The following is a 19,688-nucleotide window of genomic DNA, read 5'->3' as shown; positions in this document are numbered from 1 at the left end:
CGGCCAACCCAACAGGCCCGAACCGCATCTTGCGGCTTTCGGGCCTGTTGCTTTCTGGTATGCTGTTATCTTCTGGTAACCCTCTCCCATTGCAGCGGCAGGTCGCTTAAACTGTCGTGGTTTTGACGTCCAACTGAAGATGTTTTCATGGCCAAGCCCAATCTGAAGCCCGCGAGTACCGATCTCGAAACCAGTCGCATCAAGGTTCCTCCCCACTCTGTTGAAGCAGAGCAGGCGGTATTGGGTGGCCTGATGCTGGACAACCGCCGGTTCGACGAGATTTCCGAAGTTATATCGGCTGCCGATTTCTACCGGCAGGATCACCGGTTGATTTTTGGCGCCGTGGAGCGCCTGGCCAGTGAAAGTGAGCCGCTGGATGTGGTGACCCTCGCCGAATTTCTGGAGCGGGCCGGAGATATTGAAGATGCCGGGGGGCTATCCTATCTGGCCGAACTGGCGGAAAAGACGCCGGGGGCGGCCAACATCCAGGCCTACGCCAATATTGTTCGGGAGCGCTCTGTCCTGCGCCAGCTGGTGGAGGTTTCCGGCAAAATTTCCGATTCCGCATTTAACCCGCAGGGCCGGAACAGTAACGAAATTCTGGATGAGGCCGAACGGAACGTGTTCCAGATTGCCGAAGCGCGGGTCAAGGAAGGTTCCGGACCCCAGGCAATCAACCCGATTCTGGCAAAGACCCTGAGCCGGATCGAGGAGCTGTTTGAATCCGGTGAGCAAACCACCGGACTGACCACCGGCTTCAAGGATCTGGATGAGCAGACCTCGGGTATGCAGCCTTCGGACCTGATTATTGTGGCCGGTCGTCCTTCCATGGGTAAGACCACCTTCGCCATGAACATTGTTGAAAACGCCCTGATCAGCACCGGCACGCCGGTTCTGGTGTTCAGTATGGAGATGCCGGCCGATGCACTGGCCATGCGTATGCTCTCTTCACTCGGGCGTATCGACCAGACCAAGGTCCGGGGCGGCAAACTGGAAGAAGACGACTGGCCCCGCCTGACGTCTGCGGTCAGCCTGCTCAAGGACAAACCGCTTTATATTGACGATACGCCGGGCCTGAGCCCCACCGAGTTGCGCTCCCGGGCTCGACGTATAGCCCGTGAGAACGGCGGCAAGATTGGCCTGATTATGGTCGACTACCTGCAGCTGATGCGGGTGCCGGGTAATACCGAGGGCCGGACGGCGGAGATCTCAGAAATATCCCGGTCCCTGAAGGGGATTGCCAAGGAGCTGAGTTGCCCGGTGGTTGCCCTGTCGCAGCTTAACCGGAGTCTTGAGCAGCGGCCCAACAAACGCCCGGTTAACTCGGATCTGCGGGAATCCGGTGCGATCGAGCAGGATGCCGACGTAATCATGTTCGTTTACCGGGACGAAGTGTACAACGAGGATACGTCGGACAAGGGCATCGCCGAGATCATCATCGGCAAGCAGCGGAACGGCCCTATCGGAACCATTCGCCTAGCGTTTATCGGCAAGTACACCAAATTCGAGGATCTGGCCCACGGCGATTACAGCGACTACGGTGGAGAGTATTAATGCCCCGGAGTACCGTCGCCCGGATTGATCTTGAGGCGCTTCGCCGGAATTACCAGACCGCCTGCCGGCGTGCCGGCGGCACTCAGGTGATGGCTGTGGTAAAGGCCGATGGCTACGGCCACGGCATTGGTCCGGTGGCGTCCGCCCTGGATAGCCTGGTCCCAAAATTCGCGGTGGCCTGTCTGGAAGAGGCTGTGGCCATTCGTGAGAGTGGGCTGGAACAGCCTGTTGTGCTGCTTCAGGGTGTCCATGCCGGTCCCGATCTGGCCGAATGTGCGCAGCATGATTTTGAGCCGGTGCTTCACAGTGTCCAGCAGCTTGACTGGCTGGAGAATTCTGATCAACTGCCGGCATGCTGGCTGAAAGTGAACAGCGGCATGAACCGGCTGGGATTTCATCCGGACGAGCTGGCCGGGGTGATGGCTCGACTGGAAGCCCTGAGGGCCAGTGACAGGCTGCTGGGTTTTGTGACCCATTTTGCCTGTGCCGACGATGCCGAAAGCACCATGACGGCCGAGCAAACGTCGGTCTTTGAGCAGGCAACTGCGCCCTGGCCCGGATTAATGAGAAGTGTTGGTAACTCGGCCGCCCATTTTCTTGCCGACCAACCCCTGTATGACTGGAGTCGCCCCGGCATCATGCTTTATGGCGGCTCTCCGATGATTGGCAAGACCGGCCCTGACCTTGGCCTTGAGCCGGCCATGTCGCTGGAAGCGCCGCTAATCAGTACTCGCGTTGTTCGCTCCGGAGAATCCGTCGGCTATGGTGCCGGTTGGGTGGCTGACCGGGACACCCGGATGGGCATGGTGGCCATTGGTTACGGTGACGGTTACCCAAGACACGCCGGAACCAATACTCCTGCCGCTATTAACGGCCAGAGGATCCGGCTCATCGGCCGGGTGTCCATGGACATGCTGGCGGTCGATCTGACTGGAGCCCCGGAGGCCAGAGAAGGAGATAGCGTGGAGCTTTGGGGTAGAACGGTCGGTGTTGACGAGGTGGCTGCCTGTGCCGGCACGATCTCCTATGAGCTTCTGACCGGTATCACTGCGCGGGTAACGCGGCAATACCGGTGATCGTGCCGGGCTGGCCGTCAGGTCTGCTCCGGCTCGTGAATGATTTCCTCGATAAAGTCGAGAATGGCAGCCAGGCTGCGGTCGTCCAGTTTTTTCAGTACCTTGTGAACGACCATCTTGCTGCCCTTGAGCATGCTGCTGATCCCCATTTTTGCCATGCCCATCATCATGCTGCTGGCGTGCAGCCGCCGGAGTGGTTCAAGGAAAAAGAAATCCAGACCTTGTTCGGTCATGTCCACGATCAGGTTGAAAAGTTTGTCGATGGCTTCCTTGTCGGCCTTGCCCCGCTCGCGCAGTTCGTTGACGGTATACAGGGCGCGGGTTCGCAATTCATCGGGAATTGGCGCCACAATGTGGCTCTGTTGTTTCAGCATGACAGTTCCTGTTGTTGTATGCTCTTGAAAGGGATGGCAAAGAAGTCATCTCAGGCTGAATCCCAGTGTAAGGAACGGAAATGGTAAGCCATTGGCCAGACCGGTTCGGGACTACCGTCACATCAGTGATATCCGGAGGCATTGAACCCGCGTGCATGTACTTGTAGTTCACGATTACGGCCCCTTGGGGAAGATTTTGCTGGAGCGACTGCGGGAAACCCACCTGCACGTCAGCCCGTTGCTCGTCAGCGACCCCTCCAACGCGGATCTCGACGCGCTGGAAAACTGGATTCCCGAGGACACCGATCTGATCGTGAATGCGCTCTGGATGGCGGATCCAGAAGTCGCCGAGAAGGACCCTGAGGGCGCTCATATGGCGGCGTTTTCGCTGCCAGTGGCCATGGCCGAGTTTGCCCGTGATCACGGTATGGCGCTGTTCCAGCTGTCCTCATGCTATGTCTTTGACGGCCGCAAGCAAAGTGGCTACATCACCTCCAACCCCGGTCAGCCGGTGAACGAGTTGGGCAACTGGCAATGGGAGTGTGAGCAGGCGTTGCGTACTCTGCTGCCCAGGCACATGATCCTGCGCACCGGCTGGAGCCTGGCCCGGTTCATCCGGAAGATGCAGGCCAGTACCGCTGCAGGCGAGACCCTGTCACTGCCCGGGCGCTGTCGGGGGCAACCCGTCGCAGTCCGGGATCTGGCGCGGGTTATGGCGGCGATGGTGTTGCAGATTGATTGTGGGGCCGAAGTCTGGGGCACCTATCAATATGCCGGAGCCGAGGAAATCAACCTGTATGAGCTTGGGCTGGCCATTGCCGGGCTTCCGGGTATCCCCGAGGGTATCCGGGTGGTCGATGAGGTGCCAGGTTGGGGGCATCTTGAGCCAGTGAATACCACACTGATCTGCACCAAGATCCGCAATACTTTCGGTATCAAACAGCAGCCCTGGCGCTCCGGGCTGGTGGATGAGCTGTCAATGCTGAAACAGGCTAACAGCAGGGAAGTGGCCCGAGAGCCCGCCGGATAACTCCCGGGCGGGCGCTTTATTGGCTGAGCTCAGGGGTGAGACTGTCGGGAGAACTCGCGGGTAACCAGCTGCAGGGCCTCGACATCCAGCAATTCAACTTCCCGGCCACGGGCCTTGATAATCCCCTGGTTCTGGAACCGTGTGAACACCCGGCTGACGGTTTCCACGGCAAGGCCGAGGAAGTTGGCAATGTCGTTTCGCGCCATCGGCAGGCTGAAATTGGTGGCGGACATGCGCCGGCGCTGGAATCGACTGGACAGCGACAGCAGCAGGGCGGCGATGCGCTCTTCGGCCGTATTCTTGCTCAGCAGCATGGCGAGCTGGTGGCTGTTCTGGATTTCCTGGCTCATCAGATGGTACATGTGGTGCTGCAGTTCCGGCAGCTTGCCGGTCAGCTCCTCCAGTTTGTCCACCGGAAATTCGCAAACGCTGGTTCGCTCCAGGGCCTTGGCTGTGCAGGCATAGTTCTCACTGCCAATGCTGTCGAGGCCGACCAGTTCACCGGGCATGAAAAAGCCGGTGACCTGCTCCTCACCGCCTTCGGTAATGATCGACGTCTTGATGGATCCGCTTTTCACCGCAAAACAGGAGCGATAAGGCGTGCTCTGGTCAAAGATGTGTTCGCCGCGGTTGAAGATCCGCCCCTGCTGGACAATATCTTCCAGCCGGTCCAGATCGTTCTCTTCAATTGCCAGGGGCAGGCACAGGTTGCTAAGGCTGCACTGGTGGCAAGACGCCTTCAGGGGAGATGCCTGACGAAACGGAATTGCTTGAGCCATACGTGATAATCCGTCCGATTTGATCCATATCAACTATGTACCTTAATACGGATGACCGTCTTTGCCAATGATCAAGCGGAATGAACTTCGAATATCGTATTTTAAAATAAGGGCCCGAGGGCCCTTACAGGTGACGGTTTACAGTTTTTCAAAGATCAGTGAGGCGTTGGTGCCACCGAAACCAAAGCTGTTGGACATCACGGTGTTAAGCTCTGCCTCCCGACCTTGCGGGCCGACTAACGGAATATCGCCGATTTTCTCGTCCACATTTGCCAGGTTTGCCGTGCCGGCCATGAAGCCGTTCTGCAACATCAGCAGCGAGTAAATCGCCTCCTGTGCCCCGGCAGCCCCCAGGGAGTGCCCTGACAGTGACTTGGTTGAGGAAATGGCGGGAATGTCCGATCCGAAGGTGGCTCGCACAGCGCCCATCTCGGCCACATCACCTACCGGGGTGCTGGTGCCATGGGCGTTGATGTAGTCGACCTTGCCACGGATCGTGGCCATGGCCTGCTTCATGCAGCGCTGAGCGCCTTCCCCTGAAGGGGCCACCATGTCATAGCCGTCAGAGGTGGCGCCATAGCCTGTCAGCTCGGCAATAATACTGGCACCCCTTTTCTTCGCATGCTCCAGTTCTTCCAGAACCACCATGCCGCCCCCGCCGGCGATGACGAAGCCGTCCCGACCGCTATCGAAGGGTCGGGAGGCCGTTTCCGGCGCGTCGTTGTATTTGGTTGAGAGGGCTCCCATGGCGTCGAACATCATGGTCAGGCTCCAGTCTTCTTCCTCGCCACCACCGGCGAACACGATGTCCTGCTTACCGGTCTGGATCTGCTCCATGGCATGTCCAATACAGTGGGCACTGGTGGCACAGGCAGACGACATGGAATAATTCACGCCCCGAATTTTGAAGGCGGTGGCCAGGCAGGCGGATACCGTGCTGGTCATGATGCGCGGCACCATATAGGGCCCGATACGCTTGACGCCTTTTGCACGCATGATATCCGTGGCTTCCACCTGGCTGGAGCAGGAGGCGCCACCGGAACCGGCAATCAGGCCGGTGCGGTCGTTGGAGATCAGGTCTTCGGTCAGGCCCGCCTGGGCAATTGCCTGTTCCATGGCCAGGTAGCTGTACATGGCGGAAGGACCCATGAAGCGGCGGATCTTGCGGTCGATAACGGATGTGTCTACGTCCACAGAGCCGGCAATCTGGCTGCGGAATCCCATTTCCTTATAGGTTTCGTTGAAGCGGATGCCGGACTTTCCGTTTTTCAGGCTGTCTCTAACCTCATCCAGTGAGTTGCCGAGGCAGGAAACGATGCCCATGCCGGTGACGACGACGCGTCTCATAAGTTCCTCCTTACCGGCCGGCCGAAATGGCCGACCTTGCGATCAATTACGTTATTTAACAGTTTAGGCGCTTTGGGCCGGATGCGATATTTGACCTTGGTAAGGGGCGGTGTTTTGAGTAGGACTCACGGTTGGATCAGTGTTTGCCGCTGCGGCCTTTTCTGGCTCCCTTTTTTGTTCCTTTGGCTTCATCGAGAGCGGCCTTCTCGGCGGCAGCTGCCGCTGCCTCCCGGGCTTCATGCTCAACCATCTCCGGCGTTTCCAGAGAAATACGCCCCAGCGTGCCGGCCCGGAATTCGTTGAGTAACACTTCCGACACCTTGTGCAGATCCGGAACGCCACCCCGACCAAAAAACCGGCGTTTCGCGGCAATACCGTCCATCAGCGCCAGCCCGTCTTTCGGCAGTTCATCAAAGCCATAGCGGGCTCTGACCAGCTCCGGGTAGACCTCCAGCAGGTACTCGGCCTCGAACATGGCAATGTCCTCGAAATCCAGCACCGAGCTGCGAATGGCGCCGGTAACTGCCAGGCGATAGCCGCAGGCTTCCGGAGACAGTTTTGGCCACAGGAAGCCGGGGGTATCGTATAGAAGAATGTTGTTGGGCAGCTTGATGGCCTGCTGGGCCCTGGTGACCGCGGGCTCGTTTCCGGTTTTGGCGGCGGGCCGTCCCGCCAGGGTATTGATCAGGGTGGACTTGCCGACATTGGGAATGCCCAGGATCATTACCCGCAGCGCGCTTTTCTGGCGGTCGTGATCCGGCGTCATCTCCTCGGCCAGCTTGAGGATAGACAGTGCCTCGGTGCGTTGATTGTGGGTGAGGGTAATGGCTCGCACGCCACGCTCTTTTTCCAGCCAGGCCCGCCATTGCTCGGTGATTTCCGGATCGGCCAGATCGCGTTTGTTAAGAACCTTGATCAGCGGTTTTTCGCCACGCAGGGCCGGCACCAGCGGATTTTCGCTGCTGAAAGGAATCCGCGCATCCACCACCTCAATGATGAGGTCCATCTGCGGCATTACCTGTTTGATCTCCTTGCGGGCCTTGTGCATGTGCCCTGGAAACCAGTTAATTGCCATCGTTTCTGCTCCGGCTGACTGTAATCGGCGCCATTATGAAGGGGAATGACTAAACTTTCACATTTGTTTGAATGCCCGTGTGTGGCGGTTTGTGGCGGGGGACAGTGAGAAGTATGTACAAAAACAGGGCTGGTCGGGGTGAAAAACCGAGTGCGGATGTTTTAGGGTGTAGGGTCTGAACATCGAAACCAATAAATATCGGTGGTATTCAAGTTGTGGCCACCCTGTTAACGGAGAACTTTATGAAGCTTGTAAAACTGTTTGGTACTGCCCTGGTAGCCCTGAGCCTTTCGGTCCCGGCCATGGCCCAACAGGCCGCTGGTGGCCAGCCAGACCAGGTTGATCAGCTGGCGCAAATGGTGGGCCTGTCTGAGGATCAGCAAACCGAAATTCGCGCCATCATCGATGAGATGCAGGGTGAAATCGGTGAGCTCCGCCAGGAGGCCCGTGCACTGCAGCAGCAGATGCAGGGTGAGATCAAGTCAGACTTTGACGAAGACGCGATCCGCGAGCGTGCCGAGGAACTGGGCGATGTAACCGGCGAGATTGCCGCCCTGTCCACTCTGATGCAGGCCAAGGTAGACAAGGTGTTTACCCAGGAGCAGCGTGACGAGCTGGATAAGCGCATGAAGCAGATGCAGCAACAAATGCAGCAGCGTCAGATGATGCAACAGCAGCAGGGCCAAGGCCAGGGCATGCAGTGATCTAGCCTCGGGCTAGCTGTTTTGGAGAAGGGTCGCATCGTTTGGTGTGGCCCTTTTTTTGTTTTTAGCCTGATCGTTTTGGGGTAGGAACAGTGGTGTTTGGCCCTCCCAAAAACCGCTACGAGCACGTCCATGTGCGCTTGTTTCCGGCCATCCTTGGCCTCCAACATTTTTGGGAGGGCCAAACACCACTGTTCTTCAAGTCTGGCAAATATCGCAGATTTCTTTTAAAGGCCCAGGGCACTATGTGAACGAACTTCGCTTTCCTATCACTCCGGATTCTGAAGCGCGGCGAACCCTATGCCCGCCGCGCCAACCCAACCCCCGAACCAAAAGGCTAGGAACCCAATCCAGACTCACCGCTGGAGCCAAAGGGCTTAACCAGAACAATCAGGCGCGGAAGCAAAGTAAGCGCCCCCACCAGGGCCATGAACATGGCAAACCCGGTGAACAACCCGAAGTAGATGGTCGGGATAAAGTTGGATAGCACCAGTATCGAAAACCCGGAGATAATGGTCAGCGAGGTGAAGAACATGGCCTGGCCAATACTGCGGTGGCAGCGGTGCATGGTGGCGATGTAGTCGCCGTCTTTTTTGAACTCGGTCTGGAAACGGTGGATGTAGTGGATGGTGTCGTCCACCGCAATGCCCACGGTGATGGCGGCCACTGTGATGGTCATCATGTCCAGCGGGATGCCCAGCCAGCCCATCAGGCCGAGTACCGAGCCCGCTGCAATGAGGTTCGGGGCGATGCCGATCAATGCCAGTTTCAGGGAACGAAACAGCAGCAGGAACATCGCCATAATGGCGGCGAAGACCACGCCGATGGTTTTGATCTGGGAATCGAACAGGCTTTGCAGCATGTTGTTGTACATTACCGTCATGCCGGCGAAGAGAATCTGGTCGTCGTTGTAACCCAGGTCCGTTGTCAGGTGGCTGCGGATGCGGTCCAGCAGTTCCTGTCGGCGGAGGTCGGGCATGGTTTCCAGGAGGCGGACGCTGAAGCGGGCCTGGTCGTGTTCCTCGGAGATGTAGGGGGTTAGCAGCACATCCTGTAGGTCATCCGGCACCGCTGCCGGCACGAAGGCCAGTTCCAGGGCATCCAGGGGCTCGCCCTGATTGATTTTCGCCAGAATATCCAGGGTGGTGTTGATGGACAGAACCTTGCCGGTCTCCGGCAGACCTTCCAGGTAGGTATGAACAGCCTCCAGCTCTTCCATTTTCTGGTAGGTATACCAGGTGTCGCGGTACTCCTCTGTCTCGCCGCAGTCTTCCACGAACGGGTCGCAGTCACTGGCGAACGGGTCGCCTGTGCCCGCGCCTTCCGGGGGCGGGTCGTCGGTGATTACGACGTCAAGCGGTGTGGTGCCGCCCAGGCGGTTGTCGATGGTGATCATGCCCTGGTGAATTTCGGTCGAGGATTTGAAGTAGTCGATAAAGCTGTTTTCCACGGTCAGCTTGCTGAGGCCGACCACACAAAGCACCGCAATCACCCCGGAACCCACCAGCACCGTTTTGCCGAAATGCTCGGTGAACCGGGCAAAGGCATCGGTAAAGGGAATCCGATCGGACGTTACCCGGCTGTCCAGGGGAGGTGGCAGCAGCGTCAGCAGGGCCGGGAACACGATAAAGGTAATCAGGAAGGCGACGGTCAGGCCCAGGGTCATCATCCAGCCGAAGTCGATCACGGGGCGAATACCGCTGAAGGTGAGGGAGCCGAAAGCAACGATGGTGGTAATGGCCATGTAGAAGCAGGGCTTGATCATCGCCATTACCGTATTGCGAAGGATATCTCTGGGGCCGGCTCCGGGATCGTCGTGCTGGAATTCCCGGTAGCGCACGATCAGGTGGATGGTGAGCGACAGGGTCATGATCAGCAACAGAGAAATGAAGTTGGAGGAAATCACCGTGACCGGCCACTGGGCCCAGCCCAGGAAGCCGATCATCAGCCACACGGTAAACCCGCAACACAGAAGTGGCACTATCACCCAGCGCCACTGGCGGAAGATGATGGCCAGGGTCAGCAGCAGGAAGGCAAGCACCCCCAGTCCGAAGGTGGAGAGGTCGTTCTCAATGAATCGGATCATGTCCGCCACAATCATTGGCACGCCACCGAGGTGAATTTCCGCGCCGTCCCGGTAGTCATCGAGAATCGAGCGGACGGTCCGTATGGTGGCATCGCGCTCGACGCCAAGGGTTTCGGTGAAGGCGATGAATTCCTGTTTTACCTGTTCCAGCTCCGAAAGTTCTGCTTCGGAGGCTTTGCCGGCGTCGGCCTTGTCTCGCAGGTCGTTACGTTTTCTCAGCAGTTCAAAGTAACGATCCGGTGTGGGCAGGTTCACCTGGATGGCAGTAGTGCGGCCATCTTCACTGATCAGCAGGTTAGGGTAGAGCGGGTTGTTCAGCAGTGCCTTACGGGCGGTTTCCGGCGGCACATCGTTTTGGTCGAGAGTCTTGATCTGGCTGTCCACGGTATCCAGGGTCAGCTCCGGGCTGTGGAGCAGGGGCACGTTCAGGATGCTGTTGGTGGAGCCCACCGCTTCCAGACTTTGCAGTTCGTCCCGCAATGAAGCCAGGCTGGCCAGGCCGTCCTTGGAGAAGAGTTCATCCTCCGGAGTGTAGGTCACGATCAGGAAGTCGTCGGAGGTGGTGAACCGGCGGTTTACCTGACGGTACTGTTCGAGGGAGCGGTCGTTTTCCAGGACCAGGGATTCGGCTGAGGCATCCAGGCGGAACTCGCCGAATTTGAAGGCAGCGAGGGCCAGTAACAGGCCAAAGGCCGCGAGGATAATGAACGGGTGCGGAAAAATCAGGCGGTCATAGAGGATGCGGAGACGATTCATGGACTACTACTCTGCCGGTTCAAACGAGTGCAGAGTGTGCCATAAACCTCAGTAAACCGTGACCTTTGAGGACGCTTCTTCCAGGGAATCAATCAGCCGTTTCAGGCGCTTGCTCATTTCGGCGCTCTCGGCAAGCTGGGTCACCATGTTCTGGGTGGTTTCGCGAATGCCCTGAACATTGGCCAGGACATCGTCGGTGCCGGCGGCCTGATCCGCCGACACATTCGCGATCTCCTGATTAGTCTGATCAATCCGGCTGACCACCTCGTTAATGGCCTCCAGGGCGCGGCGGCCTTGCTCGGATTCCTCGACGCAGCGGCCGGCATCCTCGGAGCTGCCGGTCATCTGGTTCACAGCGGTATTCATGGCATTGAGCAACCGATCGATAGTGCCCTGAATCTGATCGGTGGAGTCCTGAACCCTTTGCGCAAGATTTCGCACTTCATCGGCCACCACTGCAAATCCTCGACCCTGTTCGCCGGCCCGGGCCGCCTCGATGGCTGCGTTCAGGGCCAACAGGTTGGTCTGCTCGGCAATGCCCCGGATCTCGGTAATAGCATGGCTGATTTCGTGGCTGTTCTCGGCCAGGGCTTCGACACTGCTGGCAGAATTGCGCACCACATCGGCGAGTTTGCGGATGCTGTCGGCACTCTGGCCAACACGTTTGCTGCCGTCCCGCGCGGCATCGCTGGCCTCGTGGGACAGGGTTTTGGCGATCCCGGCCTGTTCGGCAATGCCGGTAAAGCTTTGCAGCATGGTTTCAATGACCTCCGCAGACCGGTCAGCGCCGGCCTGCTGTCGGCCCAGATCATCCCGGCGGGCTTCGGCGGCCGAGGTCAGTTCCTGAACTTCGCTGTGCAGCCGTTCGATGGCTTCCTTCATGCTGCGGACCACACCTACGGTTCGGTCCTGCATGGCGTTGAAGGCACTGGCCATTTCGCCGATTTCGTCGGTGGAGTCTACATTAGCCCGCTGGCTCAGATTGCCGGAGGACTGGACGTCCACCATGGTGTCTTTCAAGCGATTCACATGGCGTTCAATAAAGGAGATCAGTAATTGGGAACCGGCCATTTCGAGTGCCATGAGAATGGCAACCACCAGCGCAAATCCCGGCGCCGTTTCGGCAAACACGTCATTGAAGGCTTTGCCGGTTTGCCCCGCAATGGTGTCCATGGAATAGAGCACCAGCAGGCAAAGCACTGCAAAAACGACAATGTTCAACAACCAGAATTTGTACTTCAGCCGGGCATTTCGCAGCAGTTTCAGCATGGGCGCTCTCAGTCGACGGCCTTCACCGGAATCTGCATGGCGTCGGAGGCCTGGGGAAATTCTTGCACGCCAAGGCCAAGATTGTTTTTGTCAAAGACTTTGTCTGCCCGGTAACTGGAGCGCACCATGGGGCCGGATGGCACTTCCATGAAGCCTTTCTCCAGACCGATCTCGCGGAAGCGATTGAACTCTTCCGGCGTTACGTAGCGTTCCACCGGCAGGTGATTCGGGGTGGGGCGGAGGTACTGGCCCAGAGTCAGGATATCCACGCCAATGGCGCGCAGGTCGTCCATGGTTGCCAGGATTTCTTCCTCGGTTTCACCGAGGCCAAGCATCAGGCTGGTCTTGGTGAGCACGTCCGGGCGGTGCTTCTTGGCGTGTTCCAGCACACTCAGGGTTTTCTCGTATCCCGCGCGGGGGTCCCGCACCTGGCTGGTCAGGCGTTTCACGGTTTCAACATTCTGGGCAAAGACATCCAGCCCGGAGTCCACCACCTTTTCGACATCGGACATCACCGCATCAAAATCCGGAGTCAGGGCTTCCACCGCCACTTCCGGAGTGCGCCGTTTGATGGCGGAGACGCAGGCGGCGTAGTGCGCGGCACCACCGTCGTCCAGATCGTCCCGGTCCACTGAGGTGAGCACGATGTAGCGAAGGCCCATGAGCTCCACCGATTTGGCGGTATTCTCCGGCTCTTCCGCATCCAGCCAGCCTTTCGGGTTGCCGGTATCCACTGCGCAGAATTTGCAGGCCCGGGTACACACAGACCCCATCACCATGATGGTGGCGGTTCCCGCGGTCCAGCACTCACCGATGTTGGGGCAATGGGATTCCTGGCAAACGGTGCTCAGGCGGTGTTCACTCACGTTCTTGCGAACAGCCTCATAGCGTTCGCCTCCGGGCATGCGTGCCCGCAGCCATTTGGGCTTGCGCTCTACCGGTGTGGCTTCCTGCTTTGATGATCGCTTGACGCCATCCTTGATGGCTGAAAAACCATGTTCATTGCGGAATTTTGAACCACTGGTAATGCGGGGCTTTGCGCTGTCGCTCATTGCAACCGGACTCTCATAAAGGCTTGGGGAACACTAAAGAGTAATGGGCCGGCGGGGGAGTTACAAGACGGGTAGGGGCAATCACGGGGATACCGGGCACGACATTGGTCGTACCCGGTTGATCGTCATCAAGCCTTGGCTTTGTCCAGGGCCTGAGTGATGTCGGCGATGATGTCGTCGACGTGTTCAATGCCGATCGACAGCCGCACCAGATCCTCGCTCACGCCGGCACTTTTCAGTTCGTCCGGGTTCAGCTGCCTGTGGGTTGTGGTGGCCGGATGGCAGGCCAGGGATTTGGCGTCACCAATGTTCACCAGGCGCAGGATCAGGTCCAGCGCATCGATGAATCTGGCGCCCGCTTCCCGGCCACCCTTGATGCCAAAGCTCAGAATCCCGGAGGCCTTGCCGCCACAGATCTTGTCGCAGGTGGCCTTGTACGGGCTGTTGGCAAGAGTCGCGTAGTTCACCCACTCCACTGACGGGTGGTTCTGCAGGAAGTTGGCCACTTTCTCCGCGTTCTCGCAATGGCGCTCCATGCGCAGGGCGAGGGTTTCCAGGCCCTGCATGATCAGGAAGGCGTTGAACGGGGCCAGGGCGGCACCGGTGTTACGCAGTGGCACCACACGGCAGCGACCGATAAAGGCAGCAGGGCCGAGGGCGTCGGTATAGACCACACCGTGGTAGGAGGGATCCGGCTCATTCAGCATCGGGAATTTGGCAGCGCTGGCTTTCCAGTCGAATTTGCCGGAATCCACCACAACGCCAGCCACCGTGGTGCCATGGCCGCCGATGTACTTGGTGAGGGAGTGAATGACAATATCGGCGCCATGCTCAAAGGGGCGACACAGGAACGGCGTCGCGACGGTGTTGTCCACCATCAGCGGAATGCCATGCTTGTGGGCAATCTCGGCCCAACGCTGGATATCCACCACGTTGCCCGCCGGGTTGCCGATGGACTCGCAGAACAGGGCGCGGGTGTTGTCATCAATGGCCTTTTCCACGGCATCGAAATCATCATGACGCACCATCCGGCAGTCAATGCCCTGGTTTGGCAGAGAATGGGCAAACAGGTTATAGGTGCCGCCATACAGCTGGCTGGTGCTGACGATGTTGTTGCCCACCTTGCAGATAGTCTGCAGGGCATAGGTGATGGCGGCCATGCCAGAGGCCACAGCCAGGGCGCCAACGCCCCCTTCCAGTTCGGCCATCCGCTCTTCCAGAACCGCGTTGGTTGGATTCATGATGCGGGTGTAGATGTTGCCCTGGACCTTCAGATCAAAAAGATCGGCACCGTGCTGGGTGTCGTCAAAGGTATAGGACGTGGTCTGGTAGATCGGCGTGGTGGCGGCCCGGGTAGTAGGGTCGCTTTTGAAGCCTGCGTGCAGGGCGAGGGTTTCCGGTTTCATGTCAACGGTCCTTGCTGGTGATTTGTTCTTTGTGAGTTTCGGTCAGTGAGTATGCCACAGAGTTTGGCTGTGGTGGATTGTGCTGATTCGTGGCATCGGTGTCCGGAAACACCGTGTCGTAGCACCAGGTGAAAACGAACGCATACACCAGGTAGAAGGCGATAAACGCAAGATCCACGATCAGGGCTTCCAGCAAACTGATGTCCATCCACCAGGCGATGATTGGCAGAAAGGCCATCATCAACCCCAGCTCAAAACTAATGGCATGGAGGAAGCGGATTGTCAGGGATTTGTGGGTGGAGCCGTTCAGCTTTTTAAGGCCGTGATCGAAGAGCAGGTTGAACACATAATTCCAGAGGGTTGCCAGGGTTGCGCCCACGACACCCAGGATGCCGGTTTTGCCCAGGTCAAAACTGAAGGCAAGCGCAGCGAGGGGGACGGACAGGAATATACCGATGAGTTCAAAGGAAACGGCTTGCCGGATTCTGTCTTTCGTTGTTCGCATAGCAGGGAAGTACACAAGCGGGTCGTCCCGCGTTCAGTTCCCGCAAAGGGTGGGGTCGTCCCCAAAAACGGAAAAAGCCCGACGTTTTCGAGGAGGGCTTTCTGGTTGGAACAGTTAAAGGATAGCCGATATCAGTCTCGCCCTCGTCTGTTCCGGTCTTTAAGGTAATCGTTTATCGATGGATAGAAAAAGATCCCGAGGCAGGCCCAAAAAACCAATATCGACAGAGCGGCAGCTTTCAGGCTTGCGGCAGCAAATGCAAGCGCAGCAGGCACGAAGACCGCTGCCAGAAAAACACTGAATGTGTGACGGGAGTTCATGATGCGATACAGCCTTGAAACGCATTCTGCGGGAAGTTCCCATCTTATCTGAATAATCGTTCTGGAATTGTCAAAGGTTGTGTAAGAGTTGAAGCCGCGAAGAGTGTCTATATCGGGAGGCAAGGGGGCAACCGACATCAAGCCGATGCACGGTTGTCTTCTACGGCCTCCAGCTTCACCCTAAATCCACAGGCAGCAGCATATTTGTTAAGCGTGCTCCAGCTCGGATTGCCTTTGCCATGCTCAAGCCTGGAGATGTTGCTTTTATTGGTGCCCAGCTTATTGGCAACTTCCTCCTGGGTAAGACCGGCCGAAGTCCTCATGGTGACCAACTGATCAATCAGGTTGAACTCGTCCTGGAGGGCGTCGTACTCCTTCCGGACCTCGGGGTTTTCCAGTGCCTTCTTCTTAAAGTCGTTAAAGCTTTTCATTTCCTGACCTCCTTTAACCGCTCTTTCGCGAGCTCCAGGTCTTTCTTCGGTGTCTTCTGATCTTTTTTTACAAATACGTGCAGCACCACGATTCGTTTGCCCTGCATGTAGCAGAAGATACCTCTGCCGATCCCTTCTTTCGCCTTGGCCCGGATCTCGAACAGCTCATCACCCAGTGGCTTTGTGTGTGGCTCCCCAAGATTGGCGCCGTGCTTCTCCATCAGTTCCATCAGGCGAATCATTCGGGCCTGGATCTTGGGTGGCATTGCTGCCAAGTCTTCGTCTACCTTTCCGTAAAGCTCAATTTCCCAGGCCATTCCATCTCCCATTTCCTTGGATAGTTATCATAAATGATAACCTGTGCTGGTGAGAAATACTCGTATGGAATAAGGCGCGTCGTGCTTACTCTATGGGTATTGAAGAACACCGTTTTATGAGACCTGTGTGAGGCGTTCATTAAAGTGCATAGGCGTTCAAAAACAGCTACTTGCGTATTCTGTCCAGTCGTTAACGGGCACTAAGGTACATGGCGGTAGGCAAGGGGGCAACCGAGATCAGGCTGTTGCCTGGCTAACCTAAGCGTGTAGGAGGTACCAATTTCCTGGCAGCCTCCCCGGCGAGACCAACGGACTCTCTCATGTTGATTAATGAATCCATCAGGTTGAACTCTATCTAGAGGGCGAAAAAACCTCCACAGACTACAGCGTTATCCAAACCTTTGTCCTTGAAGCTTGTAAAGAAAATTTTATCCTAGTCTCATTAATCCTGGCTTCGCGAGCGCTAGGCTGGTAACTGCTTAAACTACTTCATCATCGCAGGCGAGTTCGAGACTGCTTTTTTTGAGGTATGGGATTACCAGCTAGTACTAGAAGTTAAGTGAATAAGTGGAAAGCTTCGGTAGGCTTGGCTATGCTCATTCTCCATTGGATCTTCAGGAAAACGCGCGGAACCTTTTGATTTTTAAACACGAACTGGTCCAGTTTTTCTAGCCAAGAGTTGATTTGAGAATTTTTGCTATTTTTGACTTGACTGTGTCGAATTCAGAAAAATTATAGGTGATTATGTCTCACAATAGAAATGACACTAACGCGGGGGTTGAAGCTTTAACTGGATTTTCGTTCCAAAGAAACAGCGCCATATTTCTTGTGTTAGAGAACTACGACATATTGGTTGGTAGCGAATTCTTCATCTGCATAGAGCACCATGATGATGTAATATTTGCCGAACTTAACGACTCAAATGAAATTGATAAAATAAAAGCTTACCAAGCTAAAAAGTCTTCGTCTGAATGGGCTGTTGGGAAAAATTTAGCTGAAATTATAGCGAAAATGACGAAAGTTGGGAGTGCTTTAGAAGCTGACCAAATTTCTAAGGTTAGCGGCTATTCACATGAATTGATATTTTTGACAAATAAGAGCATAAGATTAGGTTGTGGTAAAAAAGGCAAGGGTGAAAAGTTCAGTGAAATAATAAGAGAAAGCAACGTTTTTGTTTGCTATAGCAATTTGCATGGCAATATACAGAGCAATATATTAAAGAGGTTGGGTGACTTTTCATTCGACGATCAGCAGCTAGATAATCTTTATTTTAAATATATAGATGTTGGAAATACTGATAGATCCCAACGACATCAGCTAGCCGGTATGCTTTCAGATCTTTTTAAAGATAAAGTGACTGATTCTGCGGCTGCAGTAGATCTCTTGTTAAAGCTATTCAGGGAAGTTGAAACTGTTTACAATCAAGGAAATAAAAGCAAACTTCTTGATGTAAGTAAGAGGGTATATAGTAAAGAGATATTTAAAGCTATAGATATAATTTGCAGTAAAGCAAAAGCATTTAGGTTGTGGCGTGAGAATGCTCAGGATTTATCTAAAGCCCTTCGGATACCGGTTAGTAAGAGTAGTAGGTATGCGGAATATCTCAACGATTGTTTTGATTATTTTAAAGATCTGAAGCAGGTTGAATTTCAGAAGATCTTCCGTTTCGTGGATGATAATAGAGATATTGACGAAGTGTCATTTTCAGACGTGGAATGTATAACAAAGCTTAGTGAAAGATTTGCAAGAATGCATCAAACGCAGCTAAATGAAACGTTGGTGTCTTTTGCAATAGTTGCTGCTTATGTAGAAACTAGGAATGCAAGATAATGTTGGTCAAATTTAAAAGTCTGTTTGTATTTTCTGAAAAAAATAAAAAGTGTTTCTATACGGATTTTTCTGATGGAATCAATATCATCAAAGGGAAGAATACGTCTGGAAAAAGTACATTAATCCAATCAATAATTTATTGCTTTGGTATAAATGACAGCAATGATAAGCTGCAGGAAATTTTAGACGAGGATCTTGTATTTCGACTTGATCTTGAGAAGAAAAATGACAATGCGGTGAGTGATATTACTTTAATACGTGACGGGCAGTCTTATTTTATACTTGAGCCTGGGAAAAGTACCTTTCGGTTTGACGGTATTGGTTCAGATAATTCCAACGAGCATATAAAGCTTAAAGAGAAATTGTCTTCAATATTTGGGTTCAAGTTAGCTCTCGAAAGTAAAGAAGATTTGAAGCCAGCTCCTTTGGAAGTTATGCTTCTCCCTTATTATGTTTCTCAATCTGTTGGGTGGGTTTATTTAAGGGAATCGTTTAGTGGTCTGAATTACTATAAGAACTTCAAGTTTGATTATCTTGACTACTATTTGGGAATAACTTCTGATATCGACAGGATTGAGTTGCATAAGCTTCTGCGTACTAAATCAGAGCTTGTTCGAGAAATAGAATTTCTAGAAAAAATGAAGAATAATGATGAAAAGTTACAGCTTTCTCAGTTGCTTGATGAGGAATTTAGAGGTGAGGCATCTAAGTACCTCAGTGAGTACTCTCAGCTTAGAGAAAGTCTTGTAAAAGAGGAAACTCATCATGTTCATCTTTGTAATAAGAAAAGTTTGGCTACCAATAGGAAGGTTGTTCTTAATAGGGTTAGGCGTAACATTTTACATCAACGACCTGAAATAGATTCTTGTCCGGTTTGCTCTCAATTATTGCCAAACTCTCTTGAGGACGTATATGTCCATCAGCAGGATATAAATGATACGGAGAGTGAGATTGTCTCGGTGAAAGCCGAAATTGTTGATTTGCAGTCAAAAATAAATTCTGTAAATAATAAGATAGACAAAATTAGTGACATTCTAGAAGACAAGTACTCAGTGGTTATGAATTATCAGTCTTCCAGTTCAAATGTTAGTTTTGACACTTGGTTAGATCATAAGTCAAATGTGAAGCTTATAGGAAATATAAATAACTCATTATCTGACAAGGCTGTGGAACTAAAGGAGATCATTCGAGAAATAGAAGGTTTTGGTGTTGATAAGGATATTGATAGTGTTAGGAGCGCAAAGGAGCAGCTATTTTGGAGTTATTTCAAGGATTGTCTTTCAGACTTGAATCTTGCAAATTTTGAAGAGTCGAGATACAAGCAACTTTATAAGATAAACTCCTTCCCACGGCAAGGTGTCGAGCTTCACAAAACAGTAATTGCATATCATTTTGCTTTAAATAAGTTGATATCAAAGACGCAGGGTATTCATCGGTTCCCATTTATTCTTGACGCAGTTATGAAGGAAGATATTGAAGAAGAAAATAGAAAGACAATTTTTTTATTTCTTAATGATCATGCCCCTAGCGATACGCAAATGATTTTTTCGGTTTCAGAATCGTTATCGCATTCAAAAGGTGATGATAAAACTACAAATAATATTGAATTGGTGAATGAGATATACTTTTCAGGGAAAGGAAAGATAATTCAGATTGGAGATGGCGACTCTGAACGATCTTTTTTAAATGAATGTGGTGAAGATCATGAACAGTTGATTCAGTCCACGTTAGATATGATAAATATTGCCTAGCGCCCCTTTAATAGATGGAGTTTAAA

Annotated in this window: 17 protein-coding genes; 6 read left to right on the top strand and 11 right to left on the bottom strand. The window is 54.0% G+C overall.

The genetic code is table 11. The features are described from left to right. Positions 1-147: 147 nt before the first annotated feature. Together dnaB and alr are read left to right on the top strand one after the other, a co-directional pair. A complete protein-coding gene (gene dnaB / locus CLH62_RS17105; RefSeq protein ID WP_099619384.1) occupies positions 148-1,554 on the top strand; it encodes a replicative DNA helicase in 1,407 nt (468 codons plus the stop codon). Then, on the top strand, positions 1,554-2,630 hold the full coding sequence (gene alr, locus CLH62_RS17100) for an alanine racemase (RefSeq protein WP_099619383.1): 1,077 nt from the start codon (positions 1,554-1,556) through the stop codon (positions 2,628-2,630). Before dnaB ends, alr begins: the two co-directional genes overlap by 1 nt. Positions 2,631-2,647: 17 nt before the next feature. Here the strand turns inward: alr and CLH62_RS17095 are convergent, their stop codons facing one another. Beyond that, a complete protein-coding gene (locus tag CLH62_RS17095) occupies positions 2,648-3,004 on the bottom strand; it encodes a hypothetical protein (RefSeq protein WP_099619382.1) in 357 nt (118 codons plus the stop codon). 151 nt (positions 3,005-3,155) lie between these two features. On the opposite strand from CLH62_RS17095, the gene CLH62_RS17090 reads away from it, so the two are divergent. Further along, complete coding sequence (locus CLH62_RS17090; protein WP_099619381.1) at positions 3,156-4,034, top strand: sugar nucleotide-binding protein; 879 nt, start codon at positions 3,156-3,158, stop codon at positions 4,032-4,034. A 29-nt stretch (positions 4,035-4,063) separates the two neighbouring features. Here the strand turns inward: CLH62_RS17090 and fnr are convergent, their stop codons facing one another. From fnr to ylqF, 3 genes are all read right to left on the bottom strand, one after another. Continuing rightward, a complete protein-coding gene (gene fnr, locus CLH62_RS17085) occupies positions 4,064-4,813 on the bottom strand; it encodes a fumarate/nitrate reduction transcriptional regulator Fnr (RefSeq protein ID WP_099619380.1) in 750 nt (249 codons plus the stop codon). Positions 4,814-4,951: 138 nt separating this feature from the next. Continuing rightward, positions 4,952-6,160 carry a beta-ketoacyl-ACP synthase I gene (gene fabB, locus CLH62_RS17080; RefSeq protein WP_099619379.1) on the bottom strand — a complete coding sequence of 403 codons (1,209 nt, stop codon included), beginning with the start codon at positions 6,158-6,160 and terminating at the stop codon, positions 4,952-4,954. A 136-nt stretch (positions 6,161-6,296) separates the two neighbouring features. Further along, positions 6,297-7,235: a ribosome biogenesis GTPase YlqF gene (gene ylqF / locus CLH62_RS17075; RefSeq protein WP_099619378.1), complete on the bottom strand. Its 939-nt coding sequence runs from the start codon at positions 7,233-7,235 to the stop codon at positions 6,297-6,299. Between the two features lie 242 nt (positions 7,236-7,477). On the opposite strand from ylqF, the gene CLH62_RS17070 reads away from it, so the two are divergent. Further along, positions 7,478-7,939, top strand: coding sequence for a Spy/CpxP family protein refolding chaperone (locus CLH62_RS17070; RefSeq protein WP_211285818.1), 462 nt, complete (start codon positions 7,478-7,480; stop codon positions 7,937-7,939). A gap of 337 nt (positions 7,940-8,276) precedes the next feature. Here CLH62_RS17070 and CLH62_RS17065 read toward each other — a convergent pair whose 3' ends face one another. The 7 genes from CLH62_RS17065 to CLH62_RS17030 all read right to left on the bottom strand — a co-directional run bounded on the left by CLH62_RS17065 (position 8,277) and on the right by CLH62_RS17030 (position 16,081). Then, complete coding sequence (locus CLH62_RS17065; RefSeq protein WP_099619376.1) at positions 8,277-10,781, bottom strand: efflux RND transporter permease subunit; 2,505 nt, start codon at positions 10,779-10,781, stop codon at positions 8,277-8,279. A gap of 48 nt (positions 10,782-10,829) precedes the next feature. Beyond that, complete coding sequence (locus CLH62_RS17060; protein ID WP_099619375.1) at positions 10,830-12,050, bottom strand: methyl-accepting chemotaxis protein; 1,221 nt, start codon at positions 12,048-12,050, stop codon at positions 10,830-10,832. An 8-nt stretch (positions 12,051-12,058) separates the two neighbouring features. Next, a complete protein-coding gene (gene lipA / locus CLH62_RS17055) occupies positions 12,059-13,102 on the bottom strand; it encodes a lipoyl synthase (protein WP_099619374.1) in 1,044 nt (347 codons plus the stop codon). A gap of 128 nt (positions 13,103-13,230) precedes the next feature. After that, positions 13,231-14,508 carry an O-acetylhomoserine aminocarboxypropyltransferase/cysteine synthase family protein gene (locus CLH62_RS17050; RefSeq protein WP_099619373.1) on the bottom strand — a complete coding sequence of 426 codons (1,278 nt, stop codon included), beginning with the start codon at positions 14,506-14,508 and terminating at the stop codon, positions 13,231-13,233. Between the two features lies 1 nt (position 14,509). Further along, positions 14,510-15,013, bottom strand: coding sequence for a PACE efflux transporter (locus CLH62_RS17045; protein ID WP_099619372.1), 504 nt, complete (start codon positions 15,011-15,013; stop codon positions 14,510-14,512). A gap of 457 nt (positions 15,014-15,470) precedes the next feature. Beyond that, positions 15,471-15,764, bottom strand: coding sequence for a helix-turn-helix domain-containing protein (locus CLH62_RS17035; RefSeq protein ID WP_099619370.1), 294 nt, complete (start codon positions 15,762-15,764; stop codon positions 15,471-15,473). Further along, entirely contained in the window at positions 15,761-16,081 is a 321-nt protein-coding gene (locus tag CLH62_RS17030; RefSeq protein WP_099619369.1) for a type II toxin-antitoxin system RelE/ParE family toxin, read from the bottom strand. The genes CLH62_RS17035 and CLH62_RS17030 overlap by 4 nt, the downstream gene beginning before the upstream one ends. A 744-nt stretch (positions 16,082-16,825) precedes the next feature. Between CLH62_RS17030 and CLH62_RS17025 the strand changes: the two genes are divergently transcribed. Together CLH62_RS17025 and CLH62_RS17020 are read left to right on the top strand one after the other, a co-directional pair. Then, positions 16,826-17,911 carry a hypothetical protein gene (locus CLH62_RS17025; RefSeq protein ID WP_099619368.1) on the top strand — a complete coding sequence of 362 codons (1,086 nt, stop codon included), beginning with the start codon at positions 16,826-16,828 and terminating at the stop codon, positions 17,909-17,911. Further along, positions 17,911-19,662 carry an ATP-binding protein gene (locus CLH62_RS17020; protein WP_099619367.1) on the top strand — a complete coding sequence of 584 codons (1,752 nt, stop codon included), beginning with the start codon at positions 17,911-17,913 and terminating at the stop codon, positions 19,660-19,662. Before CLH62_RS17025 ends, CLH62_RS17020 begins: the two co-directional genes overlap by 1 nt. The last annotated feature ends 26 nt before the right edge of the window (positions 19,663-19,688 follow it).

The organism is Marinobacter guineae (genome assembly GCF_002744735.1).
In the GTDB taxonomy this organism is placed as follows: Bacteria; Pseudomonadota; Gammaproteobacteria; order Pseudomonadales; family Oleiphilaceae; genus Marinobacter; species Marinobacter guineae.
This window is presented reverse-complemented; position numbering and strand designations above follow the sequence as displayed.